This is a genomic window from Streptomyces sp. NPDC048584, from assembly GCF_043199595.1.
In the GTDB taxonomy this organism is placed as follows: Bacteria; Actinomycetota; Actinomycetes; order Streptomycetales; family Streptomycetaceae; genus Streptomyces; species Streptomyces edwardsiae.
Map to the genome: position 1 here is coordinate 319,522 of NZ_JBICWF010000009.1, position 14,746 is coordinate 334,267.

General features: G+C 71.1%; 15 protein-coding genes. 12 read left to right on the plus strand and 3 right to left on the minus strand.

From position 1 onward, the window contains the following. Nucleotides 1-148 precede the first annotated feature (148 nt). The 10 genes from ACGFR9_RS21910 to ACGFR9_RS21955 all read left to right on the plus strand — a co-directional run bounded on the left by ACGFR9_RS21910 (nt 149) and on the right by ACGFR9_RS21955 (nt 8,543). A complete protein-coding gene (locus tag ACGFR9_RS21910) occupies nt 149-1,087 on the plus strand; it encodes a Rossmann-like and DUF2520 domain-containing protein (protein WP_393211142.1) in 939 nt (312 codons plus the stop codon). Then, a complete protein-coding gene (panC, locus tag ACGFR9_RS21915) occupies nt 1,084-2,082 on the plus strand; it encodes a pantoate--beta-alanine ligase (RefSeq protein ID WP_393211145.1) in 999 nt (332 codons plus the stop codon). The genes ACGFR9_RS21910 and panC overlap by 4 nt, the downstream gene beginning before the upstream one ends. Next, nucleotides 2,079-3,788: an L-aspartate oxidase gene (locus ACGFR9_RS21920; RefSeq protein ID WP_393211148.1), complete on the plus strand. Its 1,710-nt coding sequence runs from the start codon at nt 2,079-2,081 to the stop codon at nt 3,786-3,788. Before panC ends, ACGFR9_RS21920 begins: the two co-directional genes overlap by 4 nt. A gap of 5 nt (nt 3,789-3,793) precedes the next feature. Continuing rightward, the gene (gene nadC, locus ACGFR9_RS21925) at nt 3,794-4,768 is read left to right on the plus strand and encodes a carboxylating nicotinate-nucleotide diphosphorylase (protein WP_393211151.1); all 975 of its coding nucleotides are present in this window, start codon (nt 3,794-3,796) and stop codon (nt 4,766-4,768) included. An 8-nt stretch (nt 4,769-4,776) separates the two neighbouring features. Then, nucleotides 4,777-5,574, plus strand: coding sequence for a type III pantothenate kinase (locus tag ACGFR9_RS21930; protein ID WP_030224937.1), 798 nt, complete (start codon nt 4,777-4,779; stop codon nt 5,572-5,574). 580 nt (nt 5,575-6,154) lie between these two features. Beyond that, nucleotides 6,155-6,727: a hypothetical protein gene (locus tag ACGFR9_RS21935; RefSeq protein WP_393211153.1), complete on the plus strand. Its 573-nt coding sequence runs from the start codon at nt 6,155-6,157 to the stop codon at nt 6,725-6,727. Nucleotides 6,728-6,750: 23 nt separating this feature from the next. Beyond that, entirely contained in the window at nt 6,751-6,930 is a 180-nt protein-coding gene (locus tag ACGFR9_RS21940) for a hypothetical protein (protein WP_393211156.1), read from the plus strand. 123 nt (nt 6,931-7,053) lie between these two features. Further along, a complete protein-coding gene (locus ACGFR9_RS21945; protein WP_393211159.1) occupies nt 7,054-7,467 on the plus strand; it encodes a BlaI/MecI/CopY family transcriptional regulator in 414 nt (137 codons plus the stop codon). 9 nt (nt 7,468-7,476) lie between these two features. Continuing rightward, nucleotides 7,477-8,010 (plus strand): amino-acid N-acetyltransferase, encoded by a 534-nt coding sequence (locus tag ACGFR9_RS21950; protein ID WP_393211162.1) that lies wholly within the window; start codon nt 7,477-7,479, stop codon nt 8,008-8,010. A 197-nt stretch (nt 8,011-8,207) separates the two neighbouring features. Next, nucleotides 8,208-8,543: an Lsr2 family protein gene (locus ACGFR9_RS21955; RefSeq protein WP_030224930.1), complete on the plus strand. Its 336-nt coding sequence runs from the start codon at nt 8,208-8,210 to the stop codon at nt 8,541-8,543. Here the strand turns inward: ACGFR9_RS21955 and ACGFR9_RS21960 are convergent. Then, nucleotides 8,522-9,199 carry an SCO3374 family protein gene (locus tag ACGFR9_RS21960; protein WP_393211165.1) on the minus strand — a complete coding sequence of 226 codons (678 nt, stop codon included), beginning with the start codon at nt 9,197-9,199 and terminating at the stop codon, nt 8,522-8,524. The genes ACGFR9_RS21955 and ACGFR9_RS21960 overlap by 22 nt on opposite strands. Before the next feature lie 432 nt (nt 9,200-9,631). Between ACGFR9_RS21960 and ACGFR9_RS21965 the strand changes: the two genes are divergently transcribed. Then, a complete protein-coding gene (locus tag ACGFR9_RS21965; RefSeq protein WP_311642954.1) occupies nt 9,632-12,157 on the plus strand; it encodes an ATP-dependent Clp protease ATP-binding subunit in 2,526 nt (841 codons plus the stop codon). A gap of 63 nt (nt 12,158-12,220) precedes the next feature. Here the strand turns inward: ACGFR9_RS21965 and ACGFR9_RS21970 are convergent, their stop codons facing one another. Next, nucleotides 12,221-12,856 carry an HAD family acid phosphatase gene (locus ACGFR9_RS21970; protein ID WP_393211168.1) on the minus strand — a complete coding sequence of 212 codons (636 nt, stop codon included), beginning with the start codon at nt 12,854-12,856 and terminating at the stop codon, nt 12,221-12,223. Nucleotides 12,857-13,293: 437 nt separating this feature from the next. Between ACGFR9_RS21970 and ACGFR9_RS21975 the strand changes: the two genes are divergently transcribed. Then, a complete protein-coding gene (locus ACGFR9_RS21975) occupies nt 13,294-14,052 on the plus strand; it encodes a M23 family metallopeptidase (protein WP_393211171.1) in 759 nt (252 codons plus the stop codon). Between the two features lie 29 nt (nt 14,053-14,081). Here the strand turns inward: ACGFR9_RS21975 and ACGFR9_RS21980 are convergent, their stop codons facing one another. After that, nucleotides 14,082-14,678, minus strand: a complete 597-nt coding sequence (locus ACGFR9_RS21980) for a TetR/AcrR family transcriptional regulator (RefSeq protein WP_393211174.1) — start codon at nt 14,676-14,678, stop codon at nt 14,082-14,084. Nucleotides 14,679-14,746 lie beyond the last annotated feature (68 nt).

Genomic DNA, 14,746 nt, shown 5'->3' on the forward strand with positions numbered 1-14,746 from the left:
CGGCCCGCGCCTTCCGGCCCGCGCCTTCCGGCGGCGCACGGAAACCCACAGCCTGTGGACAACCGGTCGCCCCCGGAACCGATCGCGTTAACATGACGAGAAATCGTCCGGTACCCCGAGCGGACTGGAACGGGAAGGCCGCCGTCGCGTGAACACAACCCCACAGCCAGATCCCCGGGACCGCCCCGCGCGGCTCACCGTCGGCGTCGTAGGCGCCGGACGCGTGGGCCCCGCCCTGGCCGCGTCCCTCCAGCTCGCCGGGCACCGTCCGGTGGCGGTCTCCGCCGTCTCCGAGACCTCCCGCAGGCGTGCCGGGCAGATGCTCCCCGACGTGCCGGTGGTGCCGCCCGCCGAGGTCCTCCAGCGGTCCGAACTGGTGCTGCTGACCGTCCCGGACGACGCGCTGCCCGAGCTGGTCTCCGGGCTCGCCGACACCGGCGCGGTACGGCCGGGCCAGCTGCTCGTGCACACCTCCGGGCGCTACGGCGCGAAGGTCCTCGACCCCGCCCTGCGGGCCGGCGCCCTGCCGCTGGCCCTGCATCCCGCGATGACGTTCACCGGCACCCCCGTCGACGTGCAGCGCCTCGCCGGGTGTTTGTTCGGCGTCACCGCCCCCGAGGAGCTGCGGCTGGCCGCCGAGGCGCTCGTCATCGAGATGGGCGGCGAGCCGGAGTGGATCGCCGAGGAGAACCGCCCGCTCTACCACGCCGCCCTCGCCCTGGGCGCCAACCACCTGGTCACCCTGGTGGCCCAGTCCCTGGAACTGCTGCGCACGGCCGGTGTCCAGGCGCCCGACCGGATGCTCGGCCCGCTGCTCGGCGCCGCCCTGGACAACGCCCTGCGCTCCGGTGACGCGGCCCTCACCGGCCCCGTGGCGCGCGGTGACGCGGGCACGGTCGCCGCGCACGTCACCGAGTTGCGCCGGCACGCCCCGGGTGCCGTCGCCGGCTATCTGGCGATGGCCCGCGCGACCGCCGACCGCGCCCTCGCCCACGGCCTGCTGAAACCGGAGCTCGCGGAGGACCTCCTCGGGGTGCTCGCGGACGGAACCGACGGCAAGGGAAGCAACCCGGGAGACGACCGATGACCGCCGCCCTGCTGCGCACCGCCGCCGAACTGCGCGCACGCGCGCGTGCGGGCCGCCGTGCCGTCGTGATGACCATGGGCGCCCTGCACGAGGGCCATGCCGCGCTCATCCGCACCGCGCGGGAGACCGCAGGCCCCGAGGGCGAGGTGGTGGTCACCGTCTTCGTCAACCCGCTGCAGTTCGGCGCGGGCGAGGACCTGGACCGCTATCCGCGCACCCTGGACGCCGACGTCGAGCTGGCCGGGCGGTCCGGTGCCGACGCCGTCTTCGCCCCGTCCGCGGACGAGGTCTACCCGGGCGGCGAACCCCAGGTCCGCGTCAGCGCCGGCCCCATGGGCGAACGCCTGGAGGGCGCGTCGCGCCCCGGCCACTTCGACGGCATGCTCACCGTCGTCGCCAAGCTGCTCCACCTCACCCGCCCCGACATCGCGCTGTACGGCCAGAAGGACGCCCAGCAGCTCGCCCTGATCCGCCGCATGGTGCGCGACCTGAACTTCGGCGTCGAGATCGTCGGCGTGCCCACCGTCCGCGAGGAGGACGGGCTCGCTCTGTCCAGCCGCAACCGCTACCTCTCGGCCGCCGAGCGGCAGACCGCGCTCGCCCTGTCGCAGGCCCTGTTCGCCGGCCGCGACCGGCACGCCGCACAGCAGGCGCTGCGCGCGCGGGCGAGCGAAGTGCCCGCCACGCGCGCGCGTGCCGAGGCGCTCAGCGCCATAGGGGAGTCCCGCGCGGCGGCCGACACGCACGCCGTCGCCACCACCGCCGGCGGCCCCGCCGCCGTCCGGGCCGCCGCCCGCCTGGTCCTCGACGACGCCGGCCGCCTCACACCGCCGCTCACACTGGACTACCTGGCCCTGGTCGACCCCGCCGACTTCACCGAGATCGACGACGGGTTCAGCGGCGAGGCCGTCCTCGCCGTGGCCGCACGCGTGGGCTCCACCCGCCTGATCGACAACACCACCCTGACCTTCGGAACCTTCGGAGCCGCCTCGTGACCAGCACAGGCATACGACTGCACGCGCCCGCGCCCGGGTGGTCCATCGACGCGGACGTCGTGGTCGTCGGCTCCGGCGTGGCCGGCCTCACGGCCGCCCTGCGCTGCGAGGCCGCGGGCCTGACGACGGTCGTCGTCACCAAGGCCCGCCTCGACGACGGCTCCACCCGCTGGGCACAGGGCGGCATCGCCGCCGCCCTCGGCGACGGCGACACCCCCGAACAGCACCTGGACGACACCCTGGTCGCCGGTGCCGGCCTCTGCGACGAGGAGGCGGTGCGCATCCTCGTCACCGAGGGACCCGACGCCGTACGCCGCCTCATCGCGACCGGCGCGCACTTCGACGCGACGACCGACGGCGCACTGGAGCTCACGCGCGAGGGCGGCCACCACCGTCGCCGCATCGCCCACGCGGGCGGCGACGCCACCGGCGCGGAGATATCCCGCGCCCTGGTCGAGGCGGTCCGCGCGCGCGGACTGCGCACCGTCGAGAACGCCCTCGTCCTGGACCTCCTCACCGACGCCGACGGCCGCACCGCCGGCGTCACCCTGCATGTCATGGGGGAGGGCCAGCACGACGGTGTGGGCGCCGTCCACGCGCCCGCCGTGGTCCTGGCGACCGGCGGCATGGGCCAGGTCTTCTCCGCGACCACGAACCCCTCCGTCTCCACGGGCGACGGCGTGGCGCTCGCCCTGCGCGCGGGCGCCGAGGTGAGCGACCTCGAATTCGTCCAGTTCCACCCCACGGTGCTCTTCCTCGGCCCGGACGCGGAGGGCCAGCAGCCGCTGGTCTCCGAGGCGGTACGCGGCGAGGGCGCCCACCTGGTGGACTCCGACGGCGTGCGATTCATGCAGGGGCAGCACGAACTCGCCGAACTGGCCCCGCGCGACATCGTCGCCAAGGGCATCATGCGGCGTATGCGGGAGCGGGACGCCGAGCACATGTATCTCGACGCCCGCCACTTCGGCGCCGAGATGTGGGAACACCGCTTCCCCACGATCCTCGCCGCCTGCCGCGCCCACGGGATCGACCCGGTCACCGAGCCCATCCCGGTCGCCCCGGCCGCCCACTACGCCTCCGGCGGCGTCCGCACCGACTCCCGCGGCCGCACCACCGTGCCCGGTCTGTACGCGTGCGGCGAGGCCGCCTGCACCGGTGTGCACGGCGCCAACCGGCTGGCCTCGAACTCCCTCCTGGAGGGGCTGGTCTACGCCGAGCGCATCGCCGCCGACATCGCGCGCGCGGGACACATCCTCCCCGCGCGGGAGCCGCAGCCGCTGCCCGCCACGGAACGCCCCGCGTACCCCCTGCTCCCCCCGGAGGCCCGCCTCACCGTCCAGCGGATCATGTCCAGGGGCGCGGGCGTCCTGCGCTCCGCCGGCTCCCTCGCCGAGGCCGCCGACCGGCTCCACCGGCTGCACGCGGACGCGCGCGACGCCCTCGACGAGAACGGCAAGACCGCCGAGCCCGGCGTCGACACATGGGAGGCCACCAACCTCCTGTGCGTGGCCCGCGTCCTGGTCGCCGCCGCGCAGCGGCGCGAGGAGACGCGCGGCTGCCACTGGCGCGAGGACCGCCCGGAGCGCGACGACACGGCATGGCGCCGCCACATCGTCGTACGGCTGAATCCGGACCGATCGCTGGCGGCGCACACCACCGACACCACAGACTTCCCCCCGACCCTCACCGACGCCCAGGAGCAGTGACAGCAGTGACCACCCCCGACCTTCCCCTCGTTTCCTCCGGCGGCTGTGGCGACGGCTGCGCCTGTGGCGCCGACGAGGACGCCTACCTGGAGTGCGGCCTCGACCCCGCGCTCGCCCAGCTCCTGGCCGACGCCGGCCTCGACCCCGTCGAGGTCGAGGACATCGCCAACGTCGCCCTCCAGGAGGACCTGGCCCACGGAGTGGACGTGACGACGGTCGCGACCATCTCCGAGGACGCCGTGGCCACCGCCGACTTCACCGCGCGGGAGGCGGGCACCGTGGCGGGCCTGCGGATCGCCGAGGCGGTCATGTCGATCGTCTGCACGGAGGAGTTCGAGGTCGAACGCCACGCGGAGGACGGCGACCGAGTCGAGGCCGGCCAGACCCTGCTCTCCGTCACCACCCGCACCCGCGACATCCTCACCGCGGAACGCAGCGCCCTGAACCTCCTGTGCCGGCTGTCGGGCATCGCGACCGCCACGCGCGCGTGGGCGGACGTCCTCGAAGGCACCAGGGCGAAGGTCCGCGACACCCGCAAGACCACTCCCGGACTGCGCAGCCTGGAGAAGTTCGCCGTGCGCTGCGGCGGCGGCGTCAACCACCGCATGTCCCTCTCCGACGCGGCCCTGGTCAAGGACAACCACGTGGTGGCGGCCGGCGGTGTCGCCGAGGCGTTCACCGCGGTCCGCGAGCGCTTCCCCGACGTCCCGATCGAGGTCGAGGTCGACACCCTGCACCAGCTGCGCGACGTGCTGGACGCCGGCGCCGACCTGATCCTGCTGGACAACTTCACACCGGGCGAGTGCGCGGAGGCGGTGGCGCTGGTCGACGGCCGGGCCGCGCTGGAGGCGTCGGGCCGCCTCACGCTCGTCAACGCGAAGGCGTACGCGGACACGGGCGTCGACTACCTGGCCGTGGGCGCCCTGACCCACTCCTCGCCCATCCTGGACATCGGCCTCGACCTGCGGGCTGCGGAGTAGGACCGGCCATGCTGCTGACGATCGACGTAGGCAACACACACACCGTCCTGGGGCTCTTCGACGGCGACGACATCGTCGAACACTGGCGCATCTCCACGGACGCGCGCCGTACGGCGGACGAGCTCGCGGTTCTCCTCCAGGGCCTGATGGGCATGCACCCGCTGCTCGGCGAAGAGCTGGGCGACGGCATCGACGGCATCGCGATCTGCGCGACGGTGCCGTCCGTGCTGCACGAGCTGCGTGAGGTCACCCGCCGCTACTACGGCGACGTGCCCGCGGTGCTCGTGGAGCCGGGGGTGAAGACGGGCGTGCCGATCCTCACCGACAACCCCAAGGAGGTCGGGGCGGACCGCATCATCAACGCGGTCGCCGCGGTCGACCTCTACGGCGGGCCGGCGATCGTCGTGGACTTCGGTACGGCGACGACGTTCGACGCGGTCTCCGCGCGGGGGGAGTACATCGGCGGTGTCATCGCCCCCGGCATCGAGATCTCCGTCGAGGCGCTCGGGGTGCGCGGTGCGCAGCTGCGGAAGATCGAGGTGGCCCGGCCGCGGAGTGTGATCGGCAAGAACACGGTGGAGGCGATGCAGTCCGGCATCATCTACGGGTTCGCCGGGCAGGTCGACGGGGTGGTGAACCGGATGGCCCGTGAGCTGGCGGACGATCCCGACGAGGTGACGGTGATCGCGACGGGTGGGCTGGCGCCGATGGTGCTGGGTGAGAGCTCGGTCATCGACGAGCATGAGCCGTGGCTGACGCTGGTGGGACTGCGGCTGGTGTACGAACGCAACATGTCGCGCATGTAGGGGGCGCATGTGCTCCCGCGTGGGTGTCGGCGCTGCCCGGCGCCGTCGCGGTCGACTCTCTTCGGCGGGGTTGGGCGGGGCCCGGTGCGAGGGCTGGGCGGGGGGTGTCGGCGCAGCCCGGCGACGGCGGGGTGCCCCCACCCGTGCCGCCCTGCGGCACGACTGCCCGCGGGAGCGGAGTCGCGGGAGCGGGGCGGGGGAGTGGGGCGGCGGGAACCGCGGGACCGGGGCGGGGACTCGCGCGAGCGGAGTGGGAAAGAGGCGGCGGGAACCGCGGGAGCGGCGGGGCGGGGCGGCGGGGACCGCGCGGGAGCGGATTCGCGGGGGCGGGGCGGAGGGAGTTCACGGGAGCGGAGTCGCGGAGCGGGCGGCGGGGTCGCGGGAGCGGAGTCGCGGAGCGGGTGGCGGGTCGCGGGAGCGGAGTCGCGGAGCGGGCGGCGGGGTCGCGGGAGCGGAGTCGCGGAGCGGGTGGCGGGAGTGGTGGGGCCGGGGGTGTGGGGCTCCGCCCACCCGGGTGGCGTCTCGCGCCACGTATGTGACACGCGTGGGGGTTTGTCTGATTAGCGCGTATTGTCGGTGCATGCCCACGCCTTACGGATCTCGCGGTGGACTGGCATTCGGAGCGGAGGAACTGCGTGTGCTTCGGCGCGCTCTTGTCCTCGCCCTGGACCCCGCCCCCGCCTCGGCCGACGACCTCCAGGACTGCCTCCGCCTCGCCGAAGACCTCGACGAGGCGACGCGGGAGAGCGGCCGGCTGCGCGCCTTCCTCCTGGCCGACCTCGGCCGCTACCGCGCCGCCCTTCCCGGCACCGCGGCCGGCTACCTCACGCTCCTCGAGGAGGCGCTGGGCGCCGGATACCGTCCTCGCCCCGACGACCTGGCCGCGCTCAGGGCCCTGCGCGGCAACCCCACCGCCGCCGCCCTCCTGCACCTCAGCCGGCGCACCCTCCTCCTGGCCCTCCCCGGTGGCCGCGCGGCAGCGGAGAAGGACCGGGAGGAGGAGAAGGACCCGGCGCAGCAGCCGCCCGCCACACCGCGCCCCCAGCCCGGCCCGGCCCCCAAGCCGCCCCGCCCCGTCCCCACCCCCGGCGAGGTCTTCCCCCGTCGCAAACCCGCCCCGCCCGCGCCGGACCACCACCTGGCCGCCGGCTGAGAGCCCTGTCCTACCCTGGAGCCATGGACTACGTCTCCGCGCTCCTGCCCCCGGCCGTCATGGCCGTCCTCTTCATCGGCGTCATCCGGGTGATCGTGAAGACCCAGGGCGGCGCCAACAAGACCAAGGAGGACGCGGTCGTCGACGCGGCCCTCGCGCGGGCGCAGGGCCCCCAGCCCACCGCGCCCCGCACCGAAGCCTGATCCACCCCGACCAGCCCTCCCTGGCGTACGACCCACGGTCGTGCGCCCTTTTTGTTCACATGTGTAGCAGAACGTGCCCGTTCGACACGCCATCGCCGGTATCTCCCACTATTGTTCTGAGTTGTGCCTCGTCCCTTGGGAGAACTCGAAGACACGGTCATGACACGGGTGTGGAAGTGGAACCGCCCGGTGACCGTTCGGGAAGTCCTGGAAGATCTTCAGAAGGACCGGTCCATCGCGTACACCACGGTGATGACCGTTTTGGACAATCTCCATCAGAAGGGCTGGGTGCGCCGAGAGGCGGAAGGCAGGGCCTATCGATATGAGGCGGTCTCCACTCGCGCCGCCTACGCCGCCGCCCTGATGAACGAGGCGTGGTCGCAGAGCGACAACGCCGCCGCCGCTCTCGTCGCCTTCTTCGGCATGATGAGCGAGGAACAGCGGCAGGCTCTCACCGACGCGGTCCGCATCGTCCAGCTCCCCCAAACGCCGGCGGAGCAGAGCCCCGGCGCCACGGAGGAGCCCGGCGGACGATAGCGTCCGCTCATGTCAGCAGACAGTCCCGAAGTCCCCGCAAAAGCCATCACCGTCAGACGGGCCCGCACCAGCGATGTCCCCGCCGTGCGTCGGCTCCTTGACGCCTACGTCCGCGGTCGCATCCTGCTCGACAAAGCGACGGTGACGCTTTACGAGGACATCCAGGAGTTCTGGGTCGCGGAACGGGACGACAACGCGGAGGTCGTCGGCTGCGGCGCCCTGCACGTGATGTGGGAAGACCTCGCGGAAGTCCGCACTCTCGCGGTCAAGCCCGGCCTCAAGGGAGCGGGCGTGGGCCACCGGGTGCTGGAGAAGTTGCTGGAAACCGCCCGCTGGCTCGGTGTTCGCCGCGTATTCTGCCTCACCTTCGAAGTGGACTTCTTCGGGAAGCACGGCTTCGTGGAGATCGGGGAGACCCCCGTCGACACCGACGTGTACGCGGAGTTGCTGCGTTCCTATGACGAGGGTGTCGCGGAGTTCCTCGGTCTCGAACGCGTGAAACCGAACACCTTGGGCAACAGCCGGATGCTTCTGCATCTGTGATCTGCGCGGTGCCCTATGTCCGAAACGCGCACGTTTCCGTGCCGGGAGGGGACCGTGGGTCTCTGCCGGGGGTTTGTGTTTTTACGGCAAAAGCGGTTTGCTTTCCGGAGTACTGCAGTACTGCATATAACAAGGGACGGCGATACGGCGGACGCCGGTACGGCCCAGCCCTCAAGTTATCGATGAAAGGAAATCCGGTGGCACAGAAGGTTCAGGTCCTTCTTGTCGATGACCTCGACGGTGGCGAGGCGGACGAGACCGTGACGTTCGCGTTGGACGGCAAGACGTACGAGATCGATCTCACCACCGCCAATGCGGACAAGCTCCGCGGCCTTCTCGAGGCTTACGTGAAGGGCGGTCGCCGCACCGGAGGCCGCGCTTCCGGCGGTCGTGGAAAGGCGCGCGCTTCCTCCGGTGGCAGCCAGGACACCGCGGCCATCCGCGCCTGGGCGAAGGAGAACGGCTACGAGGTCAACGACCGCGGCCGTGTCCCCGCGTCCATCCGCGAGGCCTACGAGAAGGCCAACGGCTGACCGACGGCCCCCGCGGCGGCGGCCCCCGCACGCCGCAGCCGGACCCGGTGAACCTGTGTCGCCACCGTGTCCACCAGCCGCACGAGATCCGGGGGGCCGGCACCGTCCCCCCGCGCACCCCTCGTGCCCATCGCCGACAGCGTCGGCAGTGAGGCCCCGGCCCCGCTCCCCGGCTCGGGGGGCCGCAACCATACGGCGGCCCCCTGCGAACCGCCCCGGCCCGGGGGAAGCGTCCGGGCGGCACCGGGACCAGCGCTGCCGGACACCGCGGCCGGCGGACAGGGCGCCTCCATGAGGCCCCCCGTCCCGACCGCCACCAGGTCCAGCTCCAGCGCACCCCAGTCCAGCCACTCCAGCAGCCCCGGCAGCTCCTCCGCGCTGCCCGCCGCCACCAGCAGCCGCATCCGGCCGCCGCGCAGCGCCACGGGAAGCCCCCGCCCGAGAGCACCCGAACGCCCGAGGCGTTCCAGCGCCGCGCACCCCGCCTCCGCGGGCACGTCCAGGACGTCGAAGCGCACCCCCACCCTCAGCCGCGGCGGCTCCCCGGGCACCGTGGGCCACCCCAGCACGTCCTCGTACCAGAGCCGTACGTCGTCGTCGCCCGGCGTGAGCGGGTGGCGGGGGAGCGGTACTGCGGGGGTGACGGCGCGAACCATGCCAGACGCAACCGCCTCGACGCCCCACGGGTTACGCTGGGTGCTCACCCATGAGCGAACAGTGTCGAACAGGGGGGTGTGCGGGGGTGCGGGGAGGCGCAAGGTTGTTCGCCCGTAGCGGAGGGAACCCGTGCACTCGGCATGGACTGTCCGTAGCAGCGGGTAAGACATCCCTAGTGGGAGGGGGCGACACGCAGGGCGGGACGTCTCCCGTTCGCCATGGGCGTACTGGCGATGGGGGTAACTGCCTGGCCTGCGGGAACATCGTCTCGCACCATCGGGTTGGAGCAGATGTCGGCGTGAGCGGGGTCAGGAGGCCATCGACGGTGTCGGCAGTTGGAATGAGCGGTCCCCGCTTGCGGGACTAAGCTGCGGAAGGACAGGGAGGGGAAGTTCCCCCCACTGCCTGACCGCTCTGAGGAGCGATTAACGATGTTCGAGAGGTTCACCGACCGCGCGCGGCGGGTTGTCGTCCTGGCTCAGGAAGAAGCCCGGATGCTCAACCACAACTACATCGGCACCGAGCACATCCTCCTGGGCCTGATCCACGAGGGTGAGGGTGTCGCCGCCAAGGCCCTTGAGAGCCTCGGGATTTCGCTCGAGGCGGTCCGCCAGCAGGTGGAGGAGATCATCGGGCAGGGCCAGCAGGCCCCGTCGGGTCACATCCCCTTCACCCCCCGTGCCAAGAAGGTCCTGGAGCTGTCGCTCCGCGAGGCCCTTCAGCTGGGCCACAACTACATCGGCACGGAGCACATCCTGCTCGGCCTGATCCGTGAGGGCGAGGGTGTCGCCGCCCAGGTCCTGGTCAAGCTGGGTGCCGACCTCAACCGGGTGCGGCAGCAGGTCATCCAGCTGCTCTCCGGTTACCAGGGCAAGGAGACCGCCACCGCCGGCGGTCCTGCCGAGGGCACGCCCTCCACGTCCCTGGTCCTCGACCAGTTCGGCCGGAACCTCACCCAGGCCGCTCGTGAGTCCAAGCTCGACCCGGTCATCGGGCGCGAGAAGGAGATCGAGCGGGTCATGCAGGTGCTGTCCCGCCGTACGAAGAACAACCCGGTGCTGATCGGTGAGCCCGGCGTCGGCAAGACCGCCGTCGTCGAGGGCCTCGCGCAGGCGATCGTCAAGGGCGAGGTGCCCGAGACCCTCAAGGACAAGCACCTCTACACCCTGGACCTCGGTGCGCTGGTCGCCGGCTCCCGCTACCGCGGTGACTTCGAGGAGCGCCTGAAGAAGGTGCTCAAGGAGATCCGCACCCGCGGCGACATCATCCTGTTCATCGACGAGCTGCACACGCTGGTCGGTGCGGGTGCCGCCGAGGGCGCCATCGACGCCGCGAGCATCCTCAAGCCGATGCTGGCCCGCGGTGAGCTGCAGACCATCGGTGCCACCACGCTGGACGAGTACCGCAAGCACCTGGAGAAGGACGCCGCCCTCGAGCGACGCTTCCAGCCCATCCAGGTCGCGGAGCCGTCCCTGCCGCACACGATCGAGATCCTCAAGGGCCTGCGCGACCGCTACGAGGCGCACCACCGCGTCTCCATCACGGACGAGGCCCTGGTGCAGGCGGCCACGCTCGCCGACCGCTACATCTCGGACCGCTTCCTGCCGGACAAGGCGATCGACCTGATCGACGAGGCGGGCTCCCGGATGCGTATCCGCCGGATGACCGCGCCGCCGGACCTGCGCGAGTTCGACGAGAAGATCGCCGGTGTCCGCCGGGACAAGGAGTCCGCGATCGACTCGCAGGACTTCGAGAAGGCCGCCTCCCTGCGCGACAAGGAGAAGCAGCTCCTCTCCGCCAAGGCGAAGCGCGAGAAGGAGTGGAAGGCCGGCGACATGGACGTCGTCGCCGAGGTGGACGGCGACCTGATCGCCGAGGTCCTCGCGACGGCCACCGGTATCCCGGTCTTCAAGCTCACGGAGGAGGAGTCCTCGCGCCTGCTGCGCATGGAGGACGAGCTCCACAAGCGGGTCATCGGCCAGAAGGACGCCGTCAAGGCGCTGTCCAAGGCGATCCGCCGTACGCGTGCCGGCCTGAAGGACCCGAAGCGTCCCGGTGGCTCGTTCATCTTCGCCGGCCCGTCCGGTGTCGGTAAGACCGAGCTGTCCAAGGCGCTGGCGGAGTTCCTCTTCGGTGACGAGGACGCGCTGATCTCCCTCGACATGTCGGAGTTCAGTGAGAAGCACACGGTCTCGCGTCTCTTCGGTTCGCCCCCCGGCTACGTGGGCTACGAGGAGGGCGGTCAGCTGACGGAGAAGGTGCGCCGCAAGCCGTTCTCGGTCGTCCTCTTCGACGAGGTCGAGAAGGCCCACCCGGACATCTTCAACTCGCTGCTGCAGATCCTGGAGGACGGTCGCCTGACCGACTCCCAGGGCCGGGTCGTGGACTTCAAGAACACGGTCATCATCATGACGACCAACCTCGGCACCAGGGACATCTCCAAGGGCTTCAACCTGGGCTTCGCCGCCGCCGGCGACACGAAGACCAACTACGAGCGCATGAAGAACAAGGTCCAGGACGAGCTCAAGCAGCACTTCCGGCCCGAGTTCCTCAACCGGGTCGACGACGTGGTGGTCTTCCCGCAGCTCACGCAGGACGACATCCTGAAGATCGTCGACCTGATGATCGAGAAGGTGGACGAGCGCCTGAAGGACCGGGACATGGGCATCGAGCTCTCCCAGTCCGCCAAGGAGCTGCTGTCCAAGCGGGGCTACGACCCCGTGCTGGGCGCCCGGCCGCTGCGCCGCACGATCCAGCGCGAGATCGAGGACAGCCTGTCGGAGAAGATCCTCTTCGGCGAGCTGCGTCCCGGTCACATCGTGGTCGTGGACACCGAGGGCGAGGGCGAGACCGCCACGTTCACCTTCCGGGGTGAGGAGAAGGCGGCCCTGCCGGACGTCCCGCCGATCGAGCAGGCGGCCGGCGGAGCCGGTCCGAACCTGAGCAAGGACGCGTAGGCGTCCCACGGCGACAAGAAGGGGCCGGTGCCTGAGGGCACCGGCCCCTTTCGCATGCCCGCGTTACGAGAGCTGACCGTCGTAGTCGGGCAGCTTGAACGTCCTCTCCGCGTGCCCGCCCGACAGGTCGGTCGCGCTGTTGCCGATGTTCGCGACGATCGTGTAGCCCTTCGCCTCGATGGCGGCGCGCCGGGCCGTCTTGTACTCGGCCACGTCCCGGAACAGGTCGAGGAAGCCGCGTACGTGGAGTCCGGCGGGCTCGTAGCCGGCGTGTTCGAGGTTCCACTCGGTGGGTGCGTGGATGATGCCGGGGCGGGCGGTCACGAAGAAGACGGCCACCCCGTGGTCCTGGGCGTACTCGGCGACGTCCAGCACGGGCTCGTTGGCGGGCTGGGGGAAGCCGAAGCCGAAGTCGGTCTCCAGCGCGGTGTTGTCGACGTCGAGGACGATCGCCTGCTTCTCGCCGGGCCCGGCGTCCCCGATCCGCTCCTTCAGATACGGCAGCGCCTGGTCCATGACCGCCCTGCAGTCGCGCTGCCAGGTGTCGTAGTCGACGTCCGCCGCGGCGGCGGCCGCCACCGGGGACGCGGCCGCCGCCGTGGGGGCGGCGGCCTCGGCCGGGGCGGCCAGGGCCACCAGAGCGACCGCGGAGACAGCGGTGGCCGATGCGCGGACAGGCCAGGAGCGTCGGGTTGTCATATCGGGGTCCTCTCACGTCCGTAACGCTGCAGGATGTCGTGTGCATGCTCGTCTGCGAGGGTGACGCGAGGTGAACCGTAGGGTTACCGGGCGGTAGGCGCCTAGAGGCCTGCGCCACATTTATGGAATGGCCGAACCCGGTCGCCGGTGACATGCTGCACAGCCCCTTTGTCCGGTACTAGCGGGAATAGTGGCTAAAAGGATCCTGCAAAACGGACATTTGGCCCACGGTGCTGATCGATCAGCTCTAAATGGGCGGTTTCAGCCGGTAGGGGTGGTGCGTCAAGAGATCTGCATCTCAATGGCGTTCTACGACTTTCCGTCGTAGGTCACACCTTTGCGCGGTTATGTCCGGAAGGGCTACCAATGAATCACCACCGAGTCGCGGATCCGTCCGCCGGGTGGTTTTCCTACGCCCCCTTCCCGATGAGGTTCAGATGTCCCAGCGCGTCACGCCCCGCTTCTTCCGCACGTCCCAGATCCGCACCCGTGCGGCCGTCCTGGCCGCCGGTCTGGGGGCTTCGGTCGTGATGGGAGCCGGGGTCGCGGCCGCCGCCGACATCACGGCCGCGTCCGGTGCCGCCAGTGCGGCCAGTGCCGTCGAGGCGCAGGCCGCCGCCCAGGCCAAGGCCGCGAAGGCCCAGGCGGCGAAGGCGGAGAAGGCCGCGAAGGCTCAGGCGGCGAAGGCGGAGAAGGCCGCCAAGGCCCAGGCGGCCAAGGCGAAGAAGGCCGCCCAGGCGAAGAAGGCGGCGAAGGCGGCCGCCAAGAAGAAGGCCGTGTCCTGGATCGACCCGGTCAAGAGCTACAAGCTGTCCGCGAGCTTCGCGCAGAACGGCGGCATGTGGGCGCACAAGCACAGCGGCCAGGACTACGCGGTCCCGACCGGCACGAAGGTCATGGCCGCGCACGGCGGCACGGTCGTCAAGGCCGGCGGCAACGGCGCCGGTGACGGTCCCGCGTACGGCAACGCCGTCGTCATCAAGCACGGCAACGGCGCGTACTCGCAGTACGCCCACCTGTCGCAGGTCGACGTGAAGATCGGGCAGGTCGTCAAGACCGGCCAGAAGATCGCCCTGTCCGGCAGCACCGGCAACTCCAGCGGTCCCCACCTGCACTTCGAGATCCGCACCACCCCGAACTACGGCTCCGCCGTCGACCCGGTGAAGTTCCTGCGCGCCAAGGGCGTCACCGTCTGACCGGACGGACGGCCCTGGAGGGCGGCAGCCTAAGCGCCCTTGGACCCCCGGTGGGCCTGGGTGATCAGATCGATGGCGACCTCGAGGACGGCCTTGCGCTTCTCCTCGGGGTCGCTTTCGACGTCCTGGAGGACGTGCATCCCCGCGTGCATGGTGAACAGGGCGCTGACACAGCGCACCTGGTCGACCAGATCGGCGTCCGGGTCCATGAGGATGTCCCGCAGCCCCAGCATGCGGGTCTTGAACATCTCGCCGATGCGCAGCTCACGGATGGTGGCCTGGTTCTCCTGCATGAAGCGGAAGAGCGGGGCCGCGCCCGCGAGTGCCTCGCTGTAGCGGCGGATGATCTCCTGCTTGGTCTCCAGCGAGTGCGGCTGCCCCCGCCCCCACTCGATCAGGTCCTCCATCGGGCGCGAGAGGTCCTCGAAGATGCCGACGAGGATCTCTTCCTTCGTCTTGAAGTGGTAGTACAGCGCCGCCTTCGTGACATCCAGGCGCTCGGCGATCTCGCGCAGTGAGGTCTTCTCGTAGCCCTGCTCGGCGAAGAGTTCGAGGGCCACGTCCTGGATGCGCTGGCGGGTGTTCCCGCGGCGCCGCTGTCTGGTGCCGTCCATGGTGCCGCCCATCCTCCTGCTAGACCCCTCTTGGCGAAAACTTACTTGACGCCCGGCTAGTTACGCGTCTAGCTTTCCCC